This window comes from Ensifer adhaerens, assembly GCF_002007205.1.
Taxonomy (GTDB): Bacteria; Pseudomonadota; Alphaproteobacteria; order Rhizobiales; family Rhizobiaceae; genus Ensifer; species Ensifer adhaerens_D.
This window is the reverse complement of the sequence record NZ_LAZS01000014.1, coordinates 298,993-322,900: the sequence shown is the minus strand read 5'-3', so window position 1 is coordinate 322,900 and position 23,908 is coordinate 298,993. Positions and strand designations below refer to the sequence as shown.

Sequence of the window (23,908 nt, the reverse complement as noted above, 5' to 3'; positions counted from 1 at the left end):
AACAATGCAGGAGCAGCCGGACATCGTCATCATCGGGTCGGGGATCGGCGGCTCCACCGTTGCTGCGGGGCTTGCCGGCTCAGGCGCCCGCATCACCATCCTCGAGCGTGGCGAGCGCCTGCCCGACACGCCGGAGGCGCGCAGCTACAGTTCCATCTTCGTCAAGGGCCATTTCCGGCCGAGGGAGATGTGGCGCGAGCCTGATGGTACCGAGTTCAATCCGGGAAACTTCTACTTCGTCGGTGGCAACTCCAAGCTCTTCGGTGCGGTGTTGCTGCGCTACCGGGCCGAGGATTTCACCGAGATGCAGCATCTCGGCGGCATTTCGCCGGCCTGGCCCTTCGCTTACGAGGAGTTGGAGCCGTGGTACGGCAAGGCCGAGCAACTGTTCGAGGTACGCGGTGAACTGGGCGACGACCCGACGGAGCCGTTCCACAGTTCGTCCTACCCTCTTGGCCCGGTGCCGGACGAGCCGGCCATCGCCCGTGCCCGCGCCGAACTGAAAGCACAGGGGCTGCATCCGGCAACCTTGCCACTCGGCGTCGATATCGACACTTGGCTTGCCGGCGGGCGCACGCCCTGGGATGGATTTCCGAACACCGGAACGGGAAAGAAGGATGCCGAGACGGCGTCGCTTGCCGCCGCGCTGAAGGACCCCAACGTCGAGCTGATCACCTCGGCCCATGTCGACACGCTGGAGGCCGGTCCAGGCGGTCGGATCGAAGCGATCCACTACACCCACAGGGGCGAGAAGAAGAAACTGTCGCCGAAGCTGGTGATCCTGTCGGCAGGCGCGATCAACTCGGCCGCGATCCTCTTGCGCTCCGGCGACGGAAAGGGGTTGGCCAACGCGTCCGACCAGGTCGGTCGCAACTTCATGAACCACAATTGCAGCGCCATGCTGGCGATCAGTCCGTTCAAGCGCAACGACAGCGTCTACCAGAAGACCCTGATGCTGAACGACTATTACCTGACCGGCGGCAGGAATGGCCTGCCGCTCGGCAATGTGCAATTGCTCGGCAAGATCAACGCCGACATCCTCAAGGCCAATGCCCCGGTCTGGGCGCCACGCTTCGCCTTCGATCTCATGGCCGGTCATGCGATCGACTGGTACATGATGACGGAGGACCTGCCGAACCCGGAAAGCCGCATCATGGTCGACGGCAAGGGCATCATCATGCAGTGGCGGCGCTCCAACATGGAGGCGCTTTCCGGGCTCGAAGCGAAGATGCGCGCGCATTTCAAGGCCGCCGGCTATCCGATCGTGCTATCCCAGGCCTTCGACAAGCGCACGCCGTCGCATCAGTGCGGCACGGTGCGCATGGGCACGGACCCGAAGGACGCGCCGCTCGACGTCTATTGCCGCGCCTTCGATCACCCGAACCTCTTCGTCGTCGACGCCGCCTGCCTGCCGACCTCTGCCGCCGTCAATCCGGCGCTGACCGTTGCCGCCCAGGCGCTCAGGGTCGCCGACCATATCGTCACCAGGGAGTTCCGATCATGACGTCATCGACGCGCCCCGTCGCCATCGTCACCGGCGGCCGCCGTGGCATCGGCCTTGGTGTTGCCCGCTCGCTCGCCCGCGAAGGCTTCGATATCGCGATCACCGGGCTCGGCGCGGCCGACGCGACAACCGCCCAGACGCTGTCCGAACTTTCCGGCGAGCACGGCCGGGCGATCTACATCGAGGCAAACCTTGCCGATGTCGGCGGGCATGCGGCGACCGTCGAGCGGGTCCGCGCCGAGCTCGGGCCGATCCGCTGCCTCGTCAACAATGCCGGTATCGCTTCGGCCGTCCGGGGCGATTTCCTCGATCTGCTGCCGGAAAATTTCGACACGATCGTCGCCACCAACCTGCGGGGCACGGTGTTTTTCACCCAGGCCGTGCTGGTGTCGATGCTGACTGACCCGGCCGACGTGACGCCACGCTCGATCATCAACATCACCTCGGTGTCGGCGACGATGACGTCGCCGGAGCGCCTCGACTATTGCATGACCAAGGCCGGGCTTGCCGCCTTCAGCCAGGGGCTGGCGCTGCGGCTTGCCAGTTCAGGCATCTCCGTGTTCGAGATCCGGCCGGGCATCATCCGCTCCGACATGACGGCCGGCGTTTCGGGAAAATATGACTCGCTGATCAGTGGCGGGCTGGTGCCGATGCGGCGCTGGGGCGAGCCCGAGGATATCGGCAACATCGCGGCCGGGCTTGCCGGCGGCAAATTCGGCTTTGCCACGGGTTCGGTCATCCAGGCGGATGGCGGGCTTTCGATCGGCCGACTCTAGACACAGACAGGACGCAGAAAGGCTCGTCAGCGAGCGGGTTTGACATTTTTACGTCGAAAATTTGGAACGTTCCAAATGACGGCGGCGGAGGAAAACAGGGAATGAGCTACGACTACATCATCACCGGCGCCGGCCCGGCCGGCTGCGTTCTTGCCAACCGGCTCTCCGAGGATCCGGCGGTGCGCGTGCTGCTGCTGGAGGCCGGCGGCGGCGACTGGAATCCGCTTTTTCATATGCCGGCAGGCTTTGCCAAGATGACCAAGGGCGTTGCCAGCTGGGGCTGGGAGACCGTGCCGCAGAAGCACATGAAGGGCAGGGTGCTGCGCTATACCCAGGCCAAGGTGATCGGCGGCGGCTCCTCGATCAACGCCCAGCTCTATACGCGCGGCAACGCCGCCGACTACGATCTCTGGGCCTCTGAGGACGGCTGCAGCGGCTGGGACTATCGCAGCGTGCTTCCCTACTTCAAGCGCGCCGAAGACAACCAGCGCTTTGCCGACGACTACCATGCCTATGGCGGTCCGCTCGGCGTCTCGATGCCGGTCTCGGCGCTGCCGATCTGCGATGCCTATATCCGCGCCGGCCAGGAACTCGGCATTCCCTACAACCACGATTTCAACGGCCGCCAGCAGGCGGGCGTCGGCTTCTACCAGCTCACCCAGCGCAACCGCCGCCGCTCCAGCGCGTCGCTTGCCTACCTCTCGCCGATCAAGGACCGCCGCAATCTTACAGTCCGCACCGGCGCGCGCGTCGCGCGGATCGTGCTCGAGGGCACGCGCGCTGTCGGCGTGGAAGTCGTCACGGCCAAGGGCAGCGAAATCATCCGGGCGGAGCGCGAAGTGCTCGTTTCCTCCGGCGCCATCGGATCGCCGAAGCTGCTCTTGCAATCCGGCATCGGCCCGGCGGACCACCTAAAGTCGGTCGGTGTTTCGGTGAAACACGACCTGCCGGGTGTCGGCGGCAACCTGCAGGATCACCTTGATCTCTTCGTCATCTCCGAATGCACCGGCGACCACACCTATGACGGTGTCGCAAAACTCCATCGTACGCTATGGGCTGGGCTGCAATACGTGCTGTTCCGCTCCGGCCCGGTCGCGTCCTCGCTGTTTGAGACCGGCGGCTTCTGGTATGCCGATCCGAACGCCCGTTCGCCCGATATCCAGTTCCATCTGGGTCTCGGCTCCGGCATCGAGGCGGGCGTCGAAAAGCTGAAGAATGCCGGCGTAACGCTCAACTCCGCCTATCTGCACCCGCGCTCGCGCGGCACGGTGCGGCTATCCTCATCCGATCCGGCGGCAGCGCCCCTGATCGACCCCAACTATTGGGAGGACCCGCATGATCGCAAGATGTCGATCGAGGGCTTGAAGATCGCCCGCGAAATCATGCAGCAGGCGGCACTCAAGCCCTTCGTGCTTGCGGAGCGTCTGCCGGGCAATTCGGTCGCCAGCGACGAGCAGTTCTTCGACTATGGCTGCGCCAATGCCAAGACCGATCATCACCCCGTCGGCACCTGCAAGATGGGCACGGACGCGATGGCCGTCGTCGGTCTCGACCTGAAAGTGCGCGGGCTCGAAGGCCTGCGCGTCTGCGACAGCTCGGTGATGCCGCGCGTTCCCTCTTGCAACACCAATGGGCCGACGATCATGATGGGCGAGAAGGGCGCCGACATCATCCGCGAGCGCCAGCCCCTGCCGCCGGCGATCTTCGCCCACGAACGCAACGACAGCCGCCCGCGCGCCCGCGCCGATATCCGTTGAGGTCCCCATGATCCGCCATTGCGTCTTCATCCGCTTCCGCGCCGAAATCTCCAGCGAGGAGAAGGCGGTGATCTTCGGGGAGATTGCCGCGCTGAAGGCCCGGCTACCGGGATTCCTTGCCGCCCATATCGGCGCCAATGTCAGCCCGGAAGTGGGCATGGACAAGGGCTTTGCCGAAGGCTTCATCGTCGATTTCACTGACGCGGTGGCGCGCGATGCCTATCTTGAGGACGAGGAGCATCGCAAGACCGGTGCCAAGATCGTCGGGGCCGCTGAGGGCGGTGTCGCCGGCATTCTCGTCTACGACATCGAAATTGCCGGTTGAGTGGCAGCGATGATCGAAGCGCGTCCCTTCCTGACAGAGCTCTTCGAGGCGGCCGTTCGCGCCGCCGATCCCTATGAGGCGATTAAGGCGCATCTGCCTGAGCCACCGAAAGGGCGGACGGTGGTCGTCGGCGCCGGCAAGGCGGCAAGCCAGATGGCGGCTGCCTTCGAGAAGCTCTGGCCGCACCCTTTCAGTGGCACGGTGGTGGCGCGGCATGGGCCGGTGGAGCGGTGCGACACGATCACCGTGCTGCAATCCGCCCATCCGGTGCCGGACGAAGCCGGGCTTGCCGCTTCGGACGCATTGCTGAAGGCAGTCGAGGGGCTGACCGCGGATGACCTCGCCATCGCCTTGATCTCCGGCGGCGGTTCGGCGTTGCTGCCGGCGCCGCCCGCGGGTCTGACGCTTGCCGACGAGATTGCCGTCAACAAGGCGTTGCTCGCCTCGGGCGCACCGATCTCGGCGATGAACGTCGTGCGAAAACACGTGTCACGGATCAAGGGCGGCCGGCTCGCCGCGGCGGCCTTCCCGGCGCGCGTCGTCAGCCTAGTCGTCTCCGACGTTCCCGGCGACAACCCGGCCTTCGTCGCGTCGGGGCCGACCGTTCCCGACAGCAGCACGACAGAGGAGACGCTTGAGATCATTGCCCGCTACCGCATGGAACTACCGGGAGGAGTGATAGCGCATCTGCGGTCGGAGACGGCCGCGGCGCCCGATCCGGATGACGCAAGGTTCGCCGCGCACGAATGTCACGTGATCGCGTCGGCTGCCGTCTCGCTCGAAGCGGCCGCGGCCAAGGCCGGGGAACTCGGCATCGAGGCGCACATCCTTTCCGACGCGATAGAGGGTGAAGCGCGTGATATCGGCCGCATGCATGCAGCACTTGCCTGCGAAGTGGCGCTGAGGAACCGTCCTTTCGACAAGCCGGTGGTCCTGCTTTCCGGCGGTGAGACGACGGTGACGATATCCGGCAAGGACTACGGCAAGGGTGGGCGCAACAGTGAGTTCCTGTTGTCACTGGCGCTCGATATCGACGGTGTCTCGGGGATTGATGCGCTCGCGGCTGACACGGACGGCATCGACGGTTCTGAAGACAATGCCGGCGCCTTTGCGGATGGACAGAGCATTGCCCGCATGCGCGCGGCGGGCATCGACCCGCGGCTCCATCTCGCCCGCCATGACGCCTGGTCGGCGTTTGCGGCAAGCGGCGATCTCTTCGCGCCTGGACCGACCGGAACCAATGTCAATGATTTCCGGGCGCTTCTCATTCGTTAAGCGGGGCTCGCTCGCTGAAACGTTAGCCGGATTCGACCTTGCACTCGAAATGCAAACGCCGCCGCCGAGATCTTCGGCGGCGGCGCTGTTTTGACTTGCCTGGACTTACTTGGCGCGCTTCAGCGCATCGCCGAGGATCGAGACGATCTCGCCGAAGTGCTTTTCTTCGGCGATCAGTGGCGGCGAGAAGGCGATGATGTCGCCGGTGACGCGGATCAGCAGGCCCTTTTCGAAGCAATCGATGAAGACGTCGTAGGCACGGGCGCCGATGGCGCCGTCGCGCGATTGCAACTCGATGCCGGCGATGAGCCCGATGGTGCGGATGTCGATGACGTTGGGCAGGCCCTTCAGCGAGTGCATGGCGTCGTGCCAGGCGTCCTGCAGCTCGACGGCGCGGGTCATCAGGCCCTCGTCACGGTAGATGTCGAGCGTGGCGATACCGGCGGCACAGGCGGCCGGGTGGCCGGAATAGGTGTAGCCGTGGAAGAGCTCGATCGCGTTTTCGGGCCCATGCATCAGCGCATCGTGCACCTTGCGGCTGGCAAAGACCGCGCCCATCGGGATCGCGCCGTTGGTGAGACCCTTGGCCGCCGTCACCATATCCGGGATTACACCGAAGAAGTCGGTGGCGAAGGCGGCGCCGAGGCGGCCGAAGCCGGTGATGACTTCGTCGAAGATCAGGAGAATGCCGTGCTTGTCGCAGATCGCGCGCAGGCGTTCGAGATAACCCTTCGGCGGGATCAGCACGCCGGTCGAGCCGGCGACGGGTTCGACGATGCAGGCGGCGATGGTTTCGGCGCCATGCAGCGCCACCAGCCGCTCAAGATCGTCGGCAAGCTCGGCGCCGTGTTCCGGCTGGCCCTTGACGAAGGCGTTCTTCGCGGGGTCATGCGTGTGGCGCAGGTGGTCCGAGCCAGGAAGTTGCGGGAAGACGCGGCGGTTGTTGAGAATGCCGCCGACCGAAATGCCGCCGAAGCCGACGCCGTGATAGCCACGCTCGCGGCCGATCAGGCGCGTGCGGGTGCCCTGGCCGATCGCACGCTGATAGGCGATCGCCATCTTCAGGGCAGTGTCGACCGATTCCGAGCCGGAGCCGGTGAAGAAGACGCGGTCGAGCTTCTGTCCTTCCAGGCCGGGCGCAATCTCGGCCAGGCGTTCGGCGAAGTCGAAGGCGATCGGATGGCCCATCTGGAAGGAGGGGGCGAAGTCCATGGTCGAAAGCTGGCGCTCGACGGCGGCGGCGATCTGGCGGCGGCCATGGCCAGCGTTGACGCACCAGAGCCCGGCAGTGCCGTCGAGGATCGTGCGGCCATCGGTGCTGGTGTAATGCATCCCTTCGGCGGACGCGAGCAGGCGCGGAGCCTGCTTGAACTGCCGGTTGGCGGTAAACGGCATCCAATAGCTGTCGAGAACGGGGGCGTTGGGTTTGGTGTGCTGGTTCATGGCATCCTCCTCAAGGTCGGCGATTGACGCCATGATTTGATTTGCCAAACAAGTCCTTTTCTGCTGTCAGTTAAGCCATTGAAATTTATTGTTCAGAGGCAACGTGTTTGCGCTATTTCGAACAACCTGAACAGGGAATCGTGCACCCGTGAGCGTCGATATCGGAAACCGGCTTCGCCATCTGAGACTCATGCACAATCTGTCGCAGCGCGAACTGGCCAAACGCGCCGGCGTGACCAATTCGACGATCTCGCTGATCGAATCGAATGCCTCCAATCCATCCGTCGGCGCGCTGAAGCGTATTCTCGACGGGATCCCGATCGGGCTTGCGGAGTTCTTCTCCTTCGAACCGGAACGACCGCGCAAGGCGTTCTACGCGGCGGAGGAGCTGGTCGAGATCGGCAAGGGACCGATTTCCTACCGCCAGATCGGCGAAAACCTCTTTGGCCGCAGCCTGCAGATCCTGAAGGAGGTCTATCAGCCGGGCGCCGATACCGGGAAGGTGCCACTGGTGCATGATGGCGAGGAGGGGGGCATCGTGCTTTCGGGCCGCATCGAGGTCACCGTCGATGACGAGCGGCGGATTCTGGGGCCTGGCGATGCCTATTATTTCGAAAGCCGGCGGCCGCACCGGTTTCGTTGCGTCGGGCCAGTGCCCTGTGAGGTTATCAGCGCCTGTACGCCTCCGACATTTTGAGGGGGGCGTTCGGGGCTGCCCCTCATCCCGCTGCCGCGACCTTCTCCCCGCAAGCGGGGCGAAGGGACATGCTGCTTGCGCTCGATCCGTCTTAGGACCGTGGGGATGCGGAGCTTCTCATTGCGAAGCGACGCCAACCAAAGAGTTCGTCGATGGAGATGAAAAGGGGAGGTGCGGCGATCTCGACCGTCCCCTCTCCCCGCAGGCGGGGAGAGGGCTAGGGTGAGGGGCAGATCTCCGAGGCCCGAGGGGCCAAACTACCCGACTACGAAAGCCGCGCGCAGGCGTCGGCGATGCGCTTGAGCGCTTCCTTCAGTTCCGCTTCCGAGGTCGCATAGGAGATGCGGAAGAAGGGCGACAGACCGAAGGCCGAGCCCGGAACGACGGCCACATGGGCATCATCGAGCAGGTAGGCGCAGAAGTCCGTATCCGTCTCGATCGTCTTGCCCGAGGACGTGACCTTGCCGAGCATGCCGGCGCAGCCGGAGAAGGTGTAGAAGGCACCTTCCGGAACGCGGCAGTCGAGACCGTCGATGGCGTTGAGGCCGTTGACGACGAGGTCGCGGCGGCGTTGGAAGCTGGCGGTCCGTTCCTTCAGGAACTCCTGCGGACCAGTCAGCGCGGCAACCGAAGCGGCCTGGCTGACGGAGGAGGGGCAGGAGGTCGCCTGGCTCTGGACGACGGCCATCGCCTTGATCAGGTCGCGCGGACCGCCGGCATAGCCGATGCGCCAGCCGGTCATGGCATAGGCCTTGGAGACGCCGTTCACGGTCAGCGTCCGGTCCTTGAGCCGGGGCTCGAGTTGGGCCGGGGTGACAAAGCGGAAGCCGTCATAGACGATGTGCTCGTACATGTCGTCGACCAGCAGCCACACATGCGGATGCTTCAGGAGCACGTCGAGCAGCGGGCGGTAGTCGCTCGCACTATAGGCCGCACCCGACGGGTTCGACGGCGAGTTCAAGAGCACCCAGCGCGTCTTCGGTGTGATCGCCGCTTCGAGCTTGTCGGCGGTCAGCCGGAAGCCGGAGGAGGCGTCGCAGGGGATCAGAACCGGCTTGCCTTCGCAGATCTGGACGATATCCGAATAGGAGGTCCAGTAGGGCGTCGGGATGACCACCTCGTCGCCAGGATTGATCGACGCCATCATGGCGTTGAACAGGATCTGCTTGGCGCCGGTCGCCACCGTGATCTCGTCCTGCTCGTAGGCGAGGCCGTTTTCACGCTGGAATTTTTCGCGGATTGCCTTCTTCAGCTCCGGCGTGCCATCGAGGGCGGTGTACTTGGTGTCGCCGCGCTTGATCGCTTCGCAGGCGGCGTCCTTGACATAATCGGGCGTGTCGAAGTCCGGCTCGCCGGCGCCGAGGATGATCACCGGCTTGCCTTCGCGCTTCATGGCTTGCGCGCGGGCGCCGATCTTCAGGATTTCGGACACTCCGATCGAGGAGATCCGCGAGGCGGGCTCAAAGCCCGCCTCCTTGACCGTTGGGTTGATGGTCATGGTCGATGCCTACCTGGTGCCAATTATTCGATGTCGAACGACACGCCCTGCGCCAGCGGCAGAGCCTTCGAATAGTTCACCGTGTTGGTGGCGCGGCGCATATAGGCCTTCCACGAGTCCGAGCCGGATTCGCGGCCGCCGCCGGTTTCCTTTTCGCCACCAAAGGCGCCGCCGATTTCAGCGCCCGAGGTGCCGATGTTGACGTTGGCGATGCCGCAATCCGAGCCGTCGACGGCGAGGAAGCGTTCGGATTCCTGCATGTCGCGGGTGAAGATCGAGGACGACAGGCCGGCTGCGACCGCATTGTGGTCGGCAACGACGGCGTCGAAGTCGCTGTACTTCATGACGTAGAGGATCGGCGCGAAGGTTTCTTCGAGAACCGGTCCGGCCTGCTTGGGCATTTCGACGAGAGCGGGCTTGGCGTAGTAGCCGTTGTCATAGCCGAGCTCGACGCGCTCGCCGCCAGTGACGCTGCCGCCATGCGACTTGGCTTCAGCGATTGCCTTCTGCATGCCGTCGAAGGCAGCCTTGTCGACAAGCGGGCCGACGAGGGCGGTGGTTTCGAGCGGGTTACCGACAGAGACCGAACCGTAGGCCTTCTTCAGGCGCGGAACGAGCTGGTCGTAGACGCTTTCATGCACGAACAGGCGGCGCATGGTGGTGCAACGCTGGCCGGCGGTGCCCATGGCGCCGAAGGCGATGGCGCGCAGAGCCATGTCGAGATCGGCCGACGGGCAGACGATGCCGGCATTGTTGCCGCCGAGTTCGAGGATGGCGCGGGCAAAGCGCTTGGCGAGGCGCGGGCCGACGTCGCGGCCCATGCGGGTCGAGCCGGTGGCCGAAACGAGCGGAACTTTCGGGTTGTCGACGAGAACTTCACCGACGGTGCGGTCGCCGATCAGCACCTGCGACAGGCCTGCCGGGGCATCGCCGAAGCGGGCGAGCGCACGCTCGAAGATCGCCTGCGAGGCAAGCGCGGTGAGCGGGGTCTTTTCAGACGGCTTCCAGACGACGGAGTTGCCGCAGACGATGGCGAGCGCCGCATTCCACGACCAGACGGCGACCGGGAAGTTGAAGGCCGAGATGACGCCGACGACGCCGAGCGGGTGCCAGGTTTCCATCATGCGGTGGCCGGGACGCTCGGTGGCGATCGTCAGACCGTAGAGCTGGCGGGAGAGACCGACGGCGAAATCGCAGATGTCGATCATTTCCTGGACTTCGCCGAGGCCTTCGGAGGTGATCTTGCCGGCTTCGATCGAAACCAGGCGGCCGAGGTCAGCCTTGAAGGCGCGCAGTTCTTCGCCGAGCAGGCGGATCAGTTCGCCGCGCTTCGGGGCCGGAACGAGGCGCCAGGCCTTGAAGGCTTCATGGGCCTGTTCGATCTTGGCGGCGGCTTCAGCGGCAGAAACCGTCTTGAGGTTGCCGATCTTTTCGCCGGTGACCGGGCTGAAGGACGGCATGTCGCCGCCGGTATAGAGTTCCTTGGCGACGCCCATCTTTTCGAGAAGCGCTGCGGCTTCCTTGGTCACGTCGACTTTCTTGGTTGCGATGTTCATGGTCTGACTCCCGTTTTATTGGTTTAGATCATTCGTTGGAGCGGCATGCGGGCGGAAAACCGCACACATCATTCCCGCTCTGGCCTATCCGAAACGCACGCTGCCGAGCTTTGCCGGCGAGGTCAGCGTCTTCAGGCCCGCGGCCATATCCTTGAGTTTGTCTGGCGTATAAAGGTCGTAATAGGCCTGATTGCGGCGGCCGATCGCATGTTCCGCGCTGAAGCTGCCGTGATACTCCTCGACGGCGACGGCGAAAACCCATTCGCGCAGCCGCGGCTCGAAAGTCTCGTCCTTGAGAAGGTCGCTGTCCTTCGGCACGACGAGGTTGAAGTGCACGCCGCCGTCGCCGATATGGCCGAAATCGCAGACGGTCACATCCGGGAACTTCGAGGGCATTTCGGCCTTCATATGGTCGCAGAAGGCCATGATGTCACCTCTGCGGAAGGAGACGTCGAAGGCGATCAGCTTGCCGAGGTGCTTGACGCCCTCGGACAGCGCGTGGCGCAACGCCCAGATTTCGTGCGGCGGGCCGACGAAAGCGTCGGCGAGCGGCGCCTCTTCCATCTCCCAGATCTCGGCGAGTGCTGATTCCAGCACGGCGTCGAGCGACTGTTCGCCTTCGCGCGGGGCCCAGGTGCGGCTGATCTCGGCGAGGATGACGTAGTCGGGGACTTGGCCAGCCTGGAACGGGTTCTTCAGTGACGGCACATGGGCGAAGGCCGCCGTGACGGCATTCTTCGACATGCCCTCGAAAGCCGAGAGATAGGCGCCGAGGCGCTCTTCCATGGCGCGAAGCAGCGGTAGCACGTGAGCGCCGCTGGCAGGAACCAGCAGTGCCGTTGCCGTCTGCTGCGGCAAGCGCTCGAGGTTCAACACGCATTCGGTGACGATGCCGAAGGCGCCCGAGGTGCCGACGAAGATCTGTTTCCAGTCGACGCCGGTGTTGTTCTTACGCAGGTCGCATTGCAGGTCGAGCACGGTGCCGTCCGCGTCCGCCAGCACGACCTTGAGGCCGAGCGTGTTGCGGCGCACGTCGCCGTATTTCAGGAAGCGCGATCCGCCGGTATTGGTGGCGATCATGCCGCCGATGCGCGGGTCGGCGCCGAGATCGATCGGGAAGAACAGGCCGTGCTCTTCCAGCTTCCGGTTGAGATCGGACAGCCGGAAGCCGGCGTCGAGCCGCACCGAGCGGTTGTCGAGGTCGAGCTCGAAGCGTTTCGCCAGCCGGTCGAGGCTGAGCACGGCTTCATCGCCCGACGGGTCCGGGGTAGAGCCGGAGACGAGGCCCGTATTGCCGGACTGCGGGATCAGCGCGATGCCGCTCGTGACGCAATAGGCCACAACGGCGGAAACCTCTTCGGTCGTCGCCGGCCGCAGCACGAGCGAGGTCCGGCCGCGATCGTAGCGCGCGCCGGTCTCGTAGGCTTCCAGGTCTTCCGGACGCGTGACGACACCCTTGTCTCCAAGGATGCCGGCGAGCGCGTCGATGTGCAGTTTGTCGATCATCAGGCCAGTATCATTCCGCAGCGATGGCGCCGGTCAAGGCTCGGATGCAGCTTTCGATCGAAGCCTGCTCGATGCCGGCATAGTGGTCGAACTCGTTGAGCACGGTGGCGCCGAGATCGGCCTCGAAGCGCTTCTGATTCGGGCTCGCGACGAAGTCTTGCTGCGCGCCGTCGCCGAGGTTCGACTGGAAGATACCCGCGGCACTGACCGGCAGGAAGTCTTCATAGACGATTGCGTCGAACTGGACGAGGCCGTCGGCGATGAGGGCTTCGATGTCGCGTGCCGCGGAGACGCCGGCCTTGCGGCCCTTATCCGTCAGCGAATAGCTGAAGTAGCCGAGCCCGGCTTCGCGGATGCCTGCCCAGCTGTCCGGGAAAGGCTCGAAAGCCTTGGCCAGCGCCGCCTCGTATTCGCGCGCGTTGGAGCCGTCAGCGGCTGGCCGGACGATCTTGCGCGAGGCGTCGAGCAGGTCGTCATAGAGCGCGCGGCCCTTGGGCGTCAGCGCGATGCCGCGCTGCTCGATCTCGCCGAAGCGGGCGGTGTGGGAACCTTCCTTCCAGGCGCCGTCGGCATCCTTGAACGAAACCGGCTCTTCCAGCGCCTTGAACGAGGTCTGGCGCAACAGGATCGGGCACTTGCGGGTCGGCGGGCCCTCGACGACGGCCTTCGGCGCGATGTCGTATTCCGGCATCAGCGCCTGTACCTTGTCGATATCGAGCGTGCGCGGCGTCAGGTGGTTGATGTGCGGGCCCTTGAAGGAGACGACGTCGGCGATCAGGCGATGGGCGTCATGCAGGCGCTTATACATGTCGGGGCTGACATTGGCCTTGTCGTGCCAACGGAATGTTTCGAGCACTTCCGAGACGAAGCGCTCTGCATCCGCCTTGTCGAGGCCGCCGTCGCGCTCTGCCTTTTCCGCGAGTTCGACCGCGCCGGCGGTGAAGATCTGGCGTGCGGCCAGAATAACTTCGGCTTCGGCACGCAGCGCTTCATCGGCGATGAGGTCGAGACGGAGCAGCGAGGTGAAGACGCGGAACGGATTACGCTTCAACGCGGCGTCGCCGACAGGGCGGAAGGCGGTCGAATGCACGGGAACGCCAGCGGTCGAGAGATCATAGTAGCCGACCGGGTACATGCCCATGACGGCGAAGACGCGGCGCATCATAGCGAGTTCGGCAGGGGTACCGAGCCGGATCGCGCCGTGGCGCTCCTCGGAGATGCGGTCGAGCGAATCCGTCGCGTCGAGGCGCTCCTTCAGCTTGGGGTCGGCGGCGAGCGTATCGTCGTTGACCTTGGCGACCAGCTCCATCAGCGTGCCGTAGGCCGGCACCTCTTCGCGGTACATGACCGACATGGCTGCGGAAAAGGCCGAGCGGATGTCGTCGGCGGATACGAAACTATTCTCTTTCACTGGGGCTCGCCTCGCGCTATGGGTGAAGGACAAGGTCATTCTCATTTCGGATCATATCCGATCGAACTGGCCATTGATCGCGTTGCTTCTGACTATGTTGATGCGAGGGCGGAATGAAGTTGAGCCGCAGACTGGTTCCCGACGTGACGACGCTGCAGGCGTTCGAATGCGCGGCGCGACATGGCAGTTTCACGCAGGCCGCAGCCGAGCTGAGCCTCACGCAGAGCGCCGTCAGCCGTCAGATCAAGGATCTCGAAAACCAGCTCGGCGTGCTCCTGTTCGAGCGTGTGCGCCAGCGGGTGATCCTGTCGGATGCCGGCCAGAAGTTCCTGCCGGAGGTTCGCCGCCTGCTCAACCAGACCGAGGAACTGATGGTGCGGGCGATGGCGTCGGCCCGGGCGGACTCGACGCTGTCGATCGCCTCGCTGCCGACCTTCGGCAGCCGCTGGCTGGTGCCGCGCCTGCCCGATTTCCTGAAGCGTCATCCGGATACGGTGATTAACATCGCCTCGCGTTCCGCGCCCTTCGATTTCGAGGAGCAGAATTTCGATCTCGCCATCCATTACGGCCAGCCGGTCTGGGCACGCGCCACCTGCAGCTATCTCTGCAGCGAGATCATCGTGCCGGCCGCAAGCCCCGCGATGCTGGCAACGCATCCGGTTGCATCCCCGGAAGATATCGTCACGGGGCCGATGCTGCATCTCGCCACAAGGCCAAAGCTCTGGGCCCAATGGTTCGAGGCCAACGACATGGACGGGCGCGGTGCCTATCGCGGCAACCGTTTCGACCAGTTCTCCATGGTGATCGAGGCGGCGACTGCCGGGCTCGGCTTTGCGCTGCTGCCCCGCTATCTGATCGAGCAGGAAATTGCCGCCGGAACGCTGCGGATCGTGCTCGACCGGCCAATGCAGACGGAAAACAGCTATTACCTCGCCGTGCCCGAGGGTAAGCTCGAAAACCCGATCAGCCTGGCGTTTCGCGAGTGGATCACCGAGCAGGTGGGCTGACCTGTCGGTGCTTTTGTCGAAAATTCGTGGGAACCTTCCTCGCCCCATCACGTTTCGCCTCGTCTGCCACCCGCGATGAAGCTTGAAAGAGGGCATTTGAAAGAGCTGTATCGAAGTGCCATAGGGGGCGCACACAGCGGCCGGTTCCGGCCTGTTTCGGCTGTGCGCAAATCGTCCGATCTTGTATGAGCAATCCTTGCAAGCTGTTGGCACCACGGCTAAAAAATGCCATTTTCATGCATCACCGCGGCCTTGAAAATCAATGCGCCGCCGGCTTTGCGATCTCCGATGCCCAGTCGAGGGCGGTGCCTGTTACCGCCAGGTCCCGGTTTTTCGGGAAATGACGGTGGATGGGAGGACACATGACCGTGTCTAGCAATGCGCCGGCTCAGCCTGAATTCTCAGGACCGCAGCCAACCCGGCACCCCGACGAGGGCCGGACCGATCAACCCCGGTTGGATTCAGAACCCGTACCCATGCAGCTCCAAACTACGCCGCCCACCTCTCCGCGCGAACCGGAAGCGAAGCAGATCGATTACAACGATTCGATCCGCGCCACCTTCTTCTCGATGGAGGACCTCCGGCAATGCGGCGAGGATCTCGCATCGAAGGGTGTTTCCTCGCTGCCAGGGTTCTTCCCGTTCGAGTTCCGGCCGCGGCATCGCGAAAACGAGAACGAAATCCTGCGCGTCTACCGGGCGACGGCCGCTGACGTCGAGGCCGGCGCAACGATCACGCCGGCCGCCGAATGGCTGCTCGACAACCATCACGTCGTCGAAGAGGCGATCCAGGAAGTGCGGCGCGATTTCCCGCGCCGGTTCTATCGCCAGCTCCCGACGCTTTCGGTTTCGGGCACGGTGATCCCGCGCACCATGGCGCTCGCCTGGCTCTATGCCGCCCATACCCACAGCACGGTGACGCGCGAAAGCATTACGGCGATGGTCGAGGGCTTCCAGAAGCACGACACCTTCAAGATCGGCGAACTCTGGGCGCTGCCGTCGATCCTGCGCTTCGTGCTGATCGAGAACCTCAGACGGATCGCCATCCGCGTCGAACGCTCGCGCGGCATGCGGCGCAAGGCAAACGACGTCGCCGACCAGATCATCCGTCTCAGCGATCCGGAAAAGTCGCGCACGCTGCTTGTGGAGTCGGAAGCGCTGGCGGCCGACAACACCTTCGTGGCGCAACTGCTCTACCGCATGCGCGACGGATCGCAGACCTCGGGTGCCGTCATCGGCTGGATCGAGGAACAGCTTGAAAAGCGCGGCAGCGACGTCGAAAGCGCGCTGGTCGCCGAGCAGAACCGCCTGTCGTCGGGCAATGCGACGATGAGCAACATCATCCGTAGCCTGCGCGAGATTGACGACACCGATTGGGCCGTCTGGTTCGAAAGCGTCAGCAAGATCGACGCTGCACTTCGCGAAGGCTCCGATTACGCCGCGCTCGATTTCGGTTCGCGCAATAAGTACCGCGACACGATCGAAAAGCTGGCGCGCCGTTCGGGCCACAGCGAATTCGAAGTGACCCAGATCGCCATCCAGATGGTGCGCGAGGCGGAAGTCGCGGCCGAGACGGAAGCGCCGCTGCAGCAGCCGAATGTCGGCTCGTTCCTCGTCGGCAAGCAACGCAAGCTTCTGGAAAAGAAGATCAGCTATCGACCGTCGGTGCTGCAGACCATCATCCGCCTCAGCCGCAGGCTCGATTGGTTTGCGATCGCCGGGCCGAACATTCTCCTGACCATCCTGGCGATGATCGCCGTCTACTCGTTCGTCAGCCCGATGGCGATCCCGAGTGGCGCGAAGCTGATCATGCTGCTTCTCTTCGCGCTGCCGGCCTCGGAAGGCGCGATGGGCCTGTTCAACACGCTGGTGACGCTGTTCGTCAAACCGTCCCGGCTGGTCGGATACGAATTCCTCGACGGGATACCCGAGGACGCCCGCACCCTTGTCGCGGTGCCGTGCCTGATCTCCAAGCGCGATCACGTCGACGAACTCGTGCGCAATCTCGAGGTTCACTATCTCGCCAACCCGCGCGGCGAAATCTACTTTGCACTGGTCAGCGACTGGGCCGACAGCAAGGACGAGGAATCGAGCGCCGACGCCGACGTGCTCGACTACGCCAAGCGCGAGATCGCGCAGCTTTCGGCGCGCTACGCCTATGACGGCAAGACGCGTTTCTATCTGCTGCACCGCCGCCGCCTCTATAACGAGCAGGAAGGCGTTTGGATGGGCTGGGAGCGCAAGCGTGGCAAGCTGCACGAGCTGAACATGCTGCTTCGCGGCGACCGCGACACCTCGTTCCTGCAGGGCGCCAATACGGTGCCGGATAACGTGCAATACGTGATGACGCTCGATTCCGACACGCGCCTGATGCGCGATGCGGTGACGAAGCTCGTCGGCAAGATGTACCATCCGATCAACCGTCCGGTCGTCGATCCGAAGACGCAGAACGTGATCGCCGGCTACAGCCTTTTGCAGCCGCGCGTGACGCCGTCGCTGACGACAGGCAGCGAAGCCTCCGCCTTCCAGCGCATCTTCTCCTCCAACCGTGGCATCGACCCTTACGTCTTCACGGTCTCCGACGTCTACCAGGACATTGCCGGCGAAGGCAGCTTCACCGGCAAGGGCCTCTACCATGTCGACGCCTTCGAGGCGGCGCTGAAGGGACGCATCCAGGAAAACGCCGTTCTCAGCCACGACCTGCTCGAAGGCTCCTATGTGCGCTGCGCGCTGGTGACCGACGTCGAGCTCGTCGAGGATTTCCCGACCCGCTACGAGGTCGAGATGTCGCGCCAGCATCGCTGGGCGCGCGGCGACTGGCAGCTTCTGCCTTACATTTTCAACTTCTCGAACGGGCTGTCGATGCTCGGGCGCTGGAAGATGTACGACAACCTGCGGCGATCGCTGATCCCGCTCGCCTGGCTCGTGGCCTCGGTCATGGGCTGGTACTACATGGAGCCGACCGAAGCGCTGATCTGGCAGATCGTGCTGATCTTCAGCCTGTTCGTGGCGCCGACCCTGTCGCTGATCAATGGCCTGCTGCCGCGCCGCAACGACATCGTTGCCCGAGCGCACCTGCATGCGGTCTTGACCGAGGTCCGCGCCGCCAACGCGCAGGTGGCGCTGCGTATCGTCTTCATCGCCCATAATGCGGCGATGATGGGCGACGCGATCGTGCGTTCGCTCTACCGCACCTTCGTCAGCGGCAAGCTGATGCTGGAATGGCGCACGGCCGCGCAGGTGCAGAGTGCTGGCCACGGCACCATCGGTGACTATTACCGCGCCATGTGGATCGCGCCGGCGCTGTCGGCGATCTCGCTTGCACTTGCGGCGATCTCCGACACCGGCCTGCCGTTCATCGGCATTCCCTTCGCGCTGCTCTGGGCGCTGTCGCCTGCCGTCGCCTGGTTCGTCAGCCAGTCGGCTGAAACCGAAGACCAGCTCGTCGTCTCCGACGAGGCGATCGACGAAATGCGGCTGATCGCGCGCCGCACCTGGCGCTACTTCGAGACCTTCGTCACCGCCGAGCAGCACTTCCTGCCGCCGGACAACTTCCAGGAAACGCCGCAGCCGGTTCTCGCCGAGCGGACGTCGCCGACCAATATCGGCGTCTACCTGCTCTCGGTCATGTCGGCGCGCGATTTCGGCTGGATCGGCTTCGAAGAGACGATCAACCGGCTGGAGCAGACGATCGCCACGATCGACCGGATGCCGAAGTATCGCGGCCACCTGTTCAACTGGTACCGGACGAATACGCTCGAAACGATGGAGCCGCGCTACATTTCGTCGGTCGACAGCGGCAATCTGGCCGGTCATCTGATCGCCGTCTCGTCAATGTGTCGCGACTGGGCGGAAGCGCCGTCGGCGCATGTTCAGGGCAGCCTCACCGGTATCGGCGACGTCGTTGCGATCCTTCAGGAGGTGTTGCGCGACCTGCCGGACGACCGCAAGACGGTGCGCCCGCTGCGCCGCCTGATCGAGGAGCGCATCGTCGGCTTCCAGAACGCGCTCGCGGCGGTCATCCGCGAGCACGAGTTCGCGTCCATCCGGGTGATCAACCTCGCGGTGCTCGCCCGCGACATGCACAAGCTCACGGTCAATCTCGACCATGAGGTGCGCACGCCGCAAAGCAGCGAAGTGACGAAGTGGGCCAACTCGCTCGTCACCACCTGCGAAGCCCATATCGCCGATGGCGTCTTCGATCTCGGTGCAATCGAATCGCTGCGCCAGCGCCTGCTGGTGATGAAGGACCGGGCACGCGACATCGCCTTCTCGATGGATTTCGGCTTCCTGTTCCGTCCGGAGCGGCGCCTGCTGTCGATCGGCTTCCGCGTCAACGCCAACGAGCTCGACGAGGCCTGCTACGACCTTCTGGCGTCGGAAGCCCGTCTCACCAGCCTGTTTGCCATCGCCAAGGGCGATCTTCCGACCGAGCATTGGTACAAGCTCGGCCGGCCGATCGTGCCGATCGGCGCGCGCGGCGCGCTGATCTCCTGGTCCGGCTCGATGTTCGAATACCTGATGCCGCCGCTGGTCATGCAGGAGCGGCAGGGCGGCATCCTCAACCAGACCAACAATCTGGTGGTCAAGGAGCAGATCAACCATGGCCGCCGTCTCGGCACGCCCTGGGGCATCTCGGAAGCCGCCTTCAACGCGCGCGACCACGAGCTTACCTACCAGTACACCAACTTCGGTGTACCGACGCTCGGCCTCAAGCGTGGCCTCGGCCAGAACGCGGTCATCGCGCCCTACGCCTCGATCCTTGCCTGCATGTACGATCCGAAATCGGCGCTCGCTAATCTTGGACGCCTTCGCGAGGTCGGCGCGCTCGGTGCCTACGGCTACCATGACGCCGTCGACTTCACGCCGACGCGCGTGCCTGAAGGGCAAAAGTGCGCCGTCGTTCGCAACTACTATGCGCACCACCATGGCATGTCGATCGCGGCTGTCGCCAACGTCGTCTTCAATGGCCGCCTGCGCGAGTGGTTCCACGCCGATCCGGTGATCGAGGCTGCCGAGCTGTTGCTGCAGGAAAAGGCGCCGCGCGACATCCCGATCATGAATGCCAAGCGCGAGCCGGAATCGGTTGGCAAGGGCCAGGACGACCTGTTGCGGCCGGAAGTCCGCATCATCGAGAACCCGCTTTCGCAGGATCGCGAGACCGTGTTCCTCTCCAACGGCCACTATTCGGTGATGCTGACGGCGAACGGCGCGGGTTATGCGCGCTGGAACGGCCAGTCGGTCACCCGCTGGAAGCCGGATCCGGTCGAAGACCGCACCGGTACCTTCATCTTCCTGCGCGACACGACCACCGGTGACTGGTGGTCGGCGACTTCGGAGCCGCGGCGTGCTGCCGGCGAAAAGGTGCTGACCCGCTTCGGCGACGACAAGGCGGAATTCGTCAAGACCGTCGGCGACCTCATCAGCGAGGTGGAATGCATCGTCGCCACCGAGCACGACGCCGAAGGGCGCCGGGTCATCCTGCTCAACACCGGCACCCAGGACCGCTTCATCGAAGTGACCTCCTATGCCGAGCCGGTGCTTTCGACCGATGAGGCCGACAGTGCCCATCCGGCCTTCTCGAAGATGTTCGTGCGCACGGAAATCAGCCGTCGCGGCGATGTCATTCGCGTCAGCCGCAACAAGCGCAGCTCCGGCGATCCGGACATGGAAGTGGCGCATCTCGTCACCGACAATGCCGGCAGCGATCGCCACACGGAAGCCGAGACCGACCGTCGCCGCTTCATCGGCCCGGGCCGGACGCTGGCGGAAGCCGCTGCCTTCGATACGGATGCCGTGCTTTCGGGCACCGACGGTTACACGCTCGATCCGATCATGTCGCTGCGCCGGGTCGTTCGCGTGCCCGCCGGCAAGAAGGTGAGCGTCGTCTTCTGGACGATCGCCGCTCCGAGCCGCGAGGAGGTCGATCGTGCGATCGACCGCTACCGCCATCCGGAAACCTTCAACCAGGAGCTCATCCACGCCTGGACCCGCAGCCAGGTGCAGATGCGCCATGTCGGCGTGACCTCGCAGGAGGCCGCAAGCTTCCAGATGCTCGGCCGTTACCTCGTCTATCCGGACATGCACCTGCGAGCCGATACGGCGACCGTGCAGGCCGGTCTCGATTCCCAGTCGAAGCTCTGGCCGCTGGCGATTTCGGGCGACTACCCGATCTTCTGCCTCAGGATCAACGACGACGGTGACCTCGGCATTGCCCGTGAAGCGCTGCGCGCCCAGGAATACCTCCGTGCCCGCGGCATCACCGCCGATCTCGTGATCATCAACGAGCGCGCCTCGTCCTATGCCCAGGACATGCAGCACGCGCTCGATTCCATGTGCGAGAACCTGCGGCTGCGCGGCCTTTCGGACGGCCCGCGCCAGCACATCTTCTCGGTCCGCCGCGACCTGATGGAAGCCGAGACGTGGTCGACGCTGCTGTCGGCCTCGCGTGCGGTCTTCCACGCCCGCAACGGCACGATCTCCGACCAGATCGCCCGTGCCAACTCGCTCTATTCGCCGGCGCCGGTAAAGGGCTCCGAAAAGAGCAGCGAGTTCGTCGGGCCGCTCTTGGCGGCACCGCAGGAGGCGGCGGACGCCGATCCGGCGGAGATCAAGGGCGACGGTCTTTCCTTCTGGAACGGCTTCGGCGGCTTTGCCGATGGCGGCCGGGAGTATGTCGTGCGCCTGCGCGGCGGCGAAGCGACGCCGCAGCCCTGGATCAACGTTATCTCCAACGACAGCTTCGGCTTCCACATTTCGGCGGAAGGTGCTGCCTATTCCTGGAGCCGCAACTCGCGCGACTACCAGCTGACACCCTGGACCAACGACACGGTCATCAACCGTCCGGGCGAGGCGATCTTCATCCGCGACATGGCGAGCGGCACGGTGTCGACGCCCTATGCGGCGCTCTCGCGCCGCCGTTCGGTCGTCTTCGAAACGGCGCACGGGCTCGGTTACTCGACCTTCCGCAGCAGCCAGGACGATCTCGACATCGAGGCAACCCAAACGGTCCATCGCAGCCTGCCGGCCAAGCTGGTCCGCGTTTCGATCCGCAACCGCGGGGCGACGGCGCGCCAGCTGAGGCTCTACGGGTACAACGAGTGGGTGCTTGGCAATAATCGCGCCCGCTCGGCTCCCTTCATTCTCTCGAAGTGGGACGAAGAGACGGCGGCTCTGGTCGCGACCAACCCGTACAGCATCGACTTTGGCGGGCGTTCCGCCTTCTTCACCGTGGATGGCGGCGAGGGGGCCGGCTACACTTCCAGCCGACGGGAGTTCCTGGGCGCGATCGGTGGCATCCTGATGCCGCAGGCCGTGCTTTCGGGGGCGGATCTCTCGGGCTCCGTCGATGTCGACGGCGACCCTTGCGCGGTCGTCGCGACCGATCTGACGATCGAGCCCGGCGCCGCGCGCCAGGTCACCTTCATTCTCGGCGATGCCGACAACGAGGAGCAGCTTCGCGCCGTCGTCGGCGAATTGCGCCAAACCGCGTTCGATACGGTGCTCGAGGCGCAGAAGTCGTTCTGGCGCGATTTCACCGATATCGTGAAAGTGGAAACGCCGGATCCGGCTTTTGACGCCATGATCAACAACTGGCTGCCCTATCAGAGCCTCGGTTGCCGCATCATGGCACGCTCGGCCTTCTACCAGGCGAGCGGCGCCTTTGGTTTCCGCGACCAGCTGCAGGACACGCTGGCGTTCCTGATCCATCGTCCGGAACTGGCACGCGCGCAGATCCTGAACGGCGCGGCGCGCCAGTTCGTCGAAGGCGACGTGCAGCATTGGTGGCTGCCCGGAACGGGCGCCGGCGTGCGCACGATGATCTCGGACGACGTCGTCTGGCTCGCTCATGCTGTGACCCGCTACAACACGGTGACCGGTACGACGGATCTTCTTGCCGAGCGCCTTGCCTTCATTACCGGGCCGGCGCTCGAAGAAGGCCAGCACGACGCCTTCTATAAGCCGGAGATCTCCGAGGAAATCGGCGATGTCTACGAGCATTGCGCCCGCGCGCTCGATCTCGCGATCAAGCGCACCGGCGACAACGGCCTGCCGCTGTTCCTCGGTGGTGACTGGAACGACGGGATGAACCGGGTCGGCCAGGCAGGCAAGGGCACGAGCACCTGGCTCGGCTGGTTCCTGGCCGGCACGCTGCGCGGCTTCCTGCCTTACGCTCGCGAGCGCAAGGATGAAGCGCGCGTTACCCGCTGGGAGGCGCACCTCGATGCGCTCAAGAAGGCGCTTGCGACCGCCGGATGGGATGGCGACTACTATCGTCGTGGCTACTACGACGACGGCACGCCGCTTGGCACGAGCGAGGCGCTGGAGTGCCGGATCGATTCTATCGCCCAGTCCTGGAGCGTGCTTTCGGGCGAGGGCGACGAGCAGCGCTCGCTGAAGGCGATGGATGCGGTCATGGCCGAACTCGTCGATCCGGACCAGCGCATCGTGCGGCTGTTCACGCCGCCGCTCGAACGCACGTCGCAGGATCCGGGCTACATCAAGGCCTATCCGCCGGGAGTGCGCGAGAACGGCGGGCAGTATACCCATGCGGCCACCTGGGTGGCGCTGGCCTTTGCCGAGCAGGGCAGGGCCGAAGAGGCCTGGCGCGTGTTCAACATGCTGAACCCGGTTTCCCATGCGGGAAGCCGCGAGGCGGCGGAGCACTACCGCGTCGAGCCCTATGTCGTTGCCGCCGATATCTATGGCGAAGGCGATCTGGCGGGGCGCGGCGGCTGGACCTGGTATACGGGATCTGCCGGCTGGCTCTACCGTGTCGGCGTCGAGGGCATCCTCGGCATTCGCAGGCAGGGCGACAGGCTGGTCATCCGCCCGGTGCTGCCGGCAGCCTGGAACGGCTACTCGGCCGAAGTGACGCTCAACGGCGCGCGGCACAAGATTTCGGTCGAGCGCGACAAGAAAAGTGGCGAGCCGATCGTCAGCGTCAACAATAGTGTCACAAAAAACGCGCATGAAGGCATTTTGCTGTAACGGCCGGCGTTGAAGACAGGATGAAACCGGCTTTGTTCCCGCAAGGGCAAGGCCGGTTTTTCTTTGCGGATGTGCCGGCGGCGCGACCTCGACGGCCGAGTGTTGCGCCCTAGATCTCGTGAGCGGGGTGCAGGGCGGGAAACCGCCTGCAGATGGCATCCCG

13 protein-coding genes are annotated in these 23,908 nt (G+C 64.5%); 8 read left to right on the top strand and 5 right to left on the bottom strand.

Features of this window, described 5'->3' with window-relative positions; all coding sequences use genetic code 11:
• The first annotated feature begins 4 nt into the window (after positions 1-4).
• The 5 genes from XB14_RS31715 to XB14_RS31700 all read left to right on the top strand — a co-directional run bounded on the left by XB14_RS31715 (position 5) and on the right by XB14_RS31700 (position 5,637).
• Positions 5-1,504 (top strand): FAD-dependent oxidoreductase, encoded by a 1,500-nt coding sequence (locus XB14_RS31715; RefSeq protein ID WP_077968442.1) that lies wholly within the window; start codon positions 5-7, stop codon positions 1,502-1,504.
• Positions 1,501-2,280, top strand: coding sequence for a 3-ketoacyl-ACP reductase (locus XB14_RS31710; protein WP_077968438.1), 780 nt, complete (start codon positions 1,501-1,503; stop codon positions 2,278-2,280). Before XB14_RS31715 ends, XB14_RS31710 begins: the two co-directional genes overlap by 4 nt.
• A 101-nt stretch (positions 2,281-2,381) precedes the next feature.
• A complete protein-coding gene (locus tag XB14_RS31705) occupies positions 2,382-4,037 on the top strand; it encodes a GMC family oxidoreductase (RefSeq protein WP_077968436.1) in 1,656 nt (551 codons plus the stop codon).
• 7 nt (positions 4,038-4,044) lie between these two features.
• Positions 4,045-4,362, top strand: a complete 318-nt coding sequence (locus tag XB14_RS33440; RefSeq protein WP_179119718.1) for a Dabb family protein — start codon at positions 4,045-4,047, stop codon at positions 4,360-4,362.
• 9 nt (positions 4,363-4,371) lie between these two features.
• Positions 4,372-5,637 carry a glycerate kinase type-2 family protein gene (locus XB14_RS31700; protein WP_179119717.1) on the top strand — a complete coding sequence of 422 codons (1,266 nt, stop codon included), beginning with the start codon at positions 4,372-4,374 and terminating at the stop codon, positions 5,635-5,637.
• A 105-nt stretch (positions 5,638-5,742) separates the two neighbouring features.
• On the opposite strand, the gene XB14_RS31695 is transcribed toward XB14_RS31700, so the two are convergent.
• Positions 5,743-7,080 carry an aspartate aminotransferase family protein gene (locus tag XB14_RS31695; protein WP_077968701.1) on the bottom strand — a complete coding sequence of 446 codons (1,338 nt, stop codon included), beginning with the start codon at positions 7,078-7,080 and terminating at the stop codon, positions 5,743-5,745.
• A gap of 148 nt (positions 7,081-7,228) precedes the next feature.
• Here XB14_RS31695 and XB14_RS31690 point away from each other — a divergent pair, with 148 nt between their 5' ends.
• Positions 7,229-7,777, top strand: coding sequence for a cupin domain-containing protein (locus tag XB14_RS31690; protein ID WP_077968434.1), 549 nt, complete (start codon positions 7,229-7,231; stop codon positions 7,775-7,777).
• Between the two features lie 265 nt (positions 7,778-8,042).
• Here XB14_RS31690 and XB14_RS31685 read toward each other — a convergent pair whose 3' ends face one another.
• From XB14_RS31685 to XB14_RS31670, 4 genes are all read right to left on the bottom strand, one after another.
• A complete protein-coding gene (locus tag XB14_RS31685; protein ID WP_077968432.1) occupies positions 8,043-9,275 on the bottom strand; it encodes a pyridoxal phosphate-dependent aminotransferase in 1,233 nt (410 codons plus the stop codon).
• Positions 9,276-9,298: 23 nt separating this feature from the next.
• Positions 9,299-10,831, bottom strand: coding sequence for an aldehyde dehydrogenase family protein (locus XB14_RS31680; protein ID WP_077968430.1), 1,533 nt, complete (start codon positions 10,829-10,831; stop codon positions 9,299-9,301).
• A gap of 84 nt (positions 10,832-10,915) precedes the next feature.
• The gene (locus XB14_RS31675) at positions 10,916-12,337 is read right to left on the bottom strand and encodes an FAD-binding oxidoreductase (protein WP_077968428.1); all 1,422 of its coding nucleotides are present in this window, start codon (positions 12,335-12,337) and stop codon (positions 10,916-10,918) included.
• A 10-nt stretch (positions 12,338-12,347) separates the two neighbouring features.
• Positions 12,348-13,748, bottom strand: a complete 1,401-nt coding sequence (locus XB14_RS31670) for a VOC family protein (RefSeq protein WP_077968426.1) — start codon at positions 13,746-13,748, stop codon at positions 12,348-12,350.
• Positions 13,749-13,861: 113 nt separating this feature from the next.
• Between XB14_RS31670 and XB14_RS31665 the strand changes: the two genes are divergently transcribed.
• Together XB14_RS31665 and ndvB are read left to right on the top strand one after the other, a co-directional pair.
• Positions 13,862-14,755 carry a LysR family transcriptional regulator gene (locus XB14_RS31665; protein ID WP_077968424.1) on the top strand — a complete coding sequence of 298 codons (894 nt, stop codon included), beginning with the start codon at positions 13,862-13,864 and terminating at the stop codon, positions 14,753-14,755.
• A 362-nt stretch (positions 14,756-15,117) separates the two neighbouring features.
• On the top strand, positions 15,118-23,745 hold the full coding sequence (gene ndvB / locus XB14_RS31660) for a cyclic beta-(1,2)-glucan synthase (protein ID WP_077968422.1): 8,628 nt from the start codon (positions 15,118-15,120) through the stop codon (positions 23,743-23,745).
• Positions 23,746-23,908 lie beyond the last annotated feature (163 nt).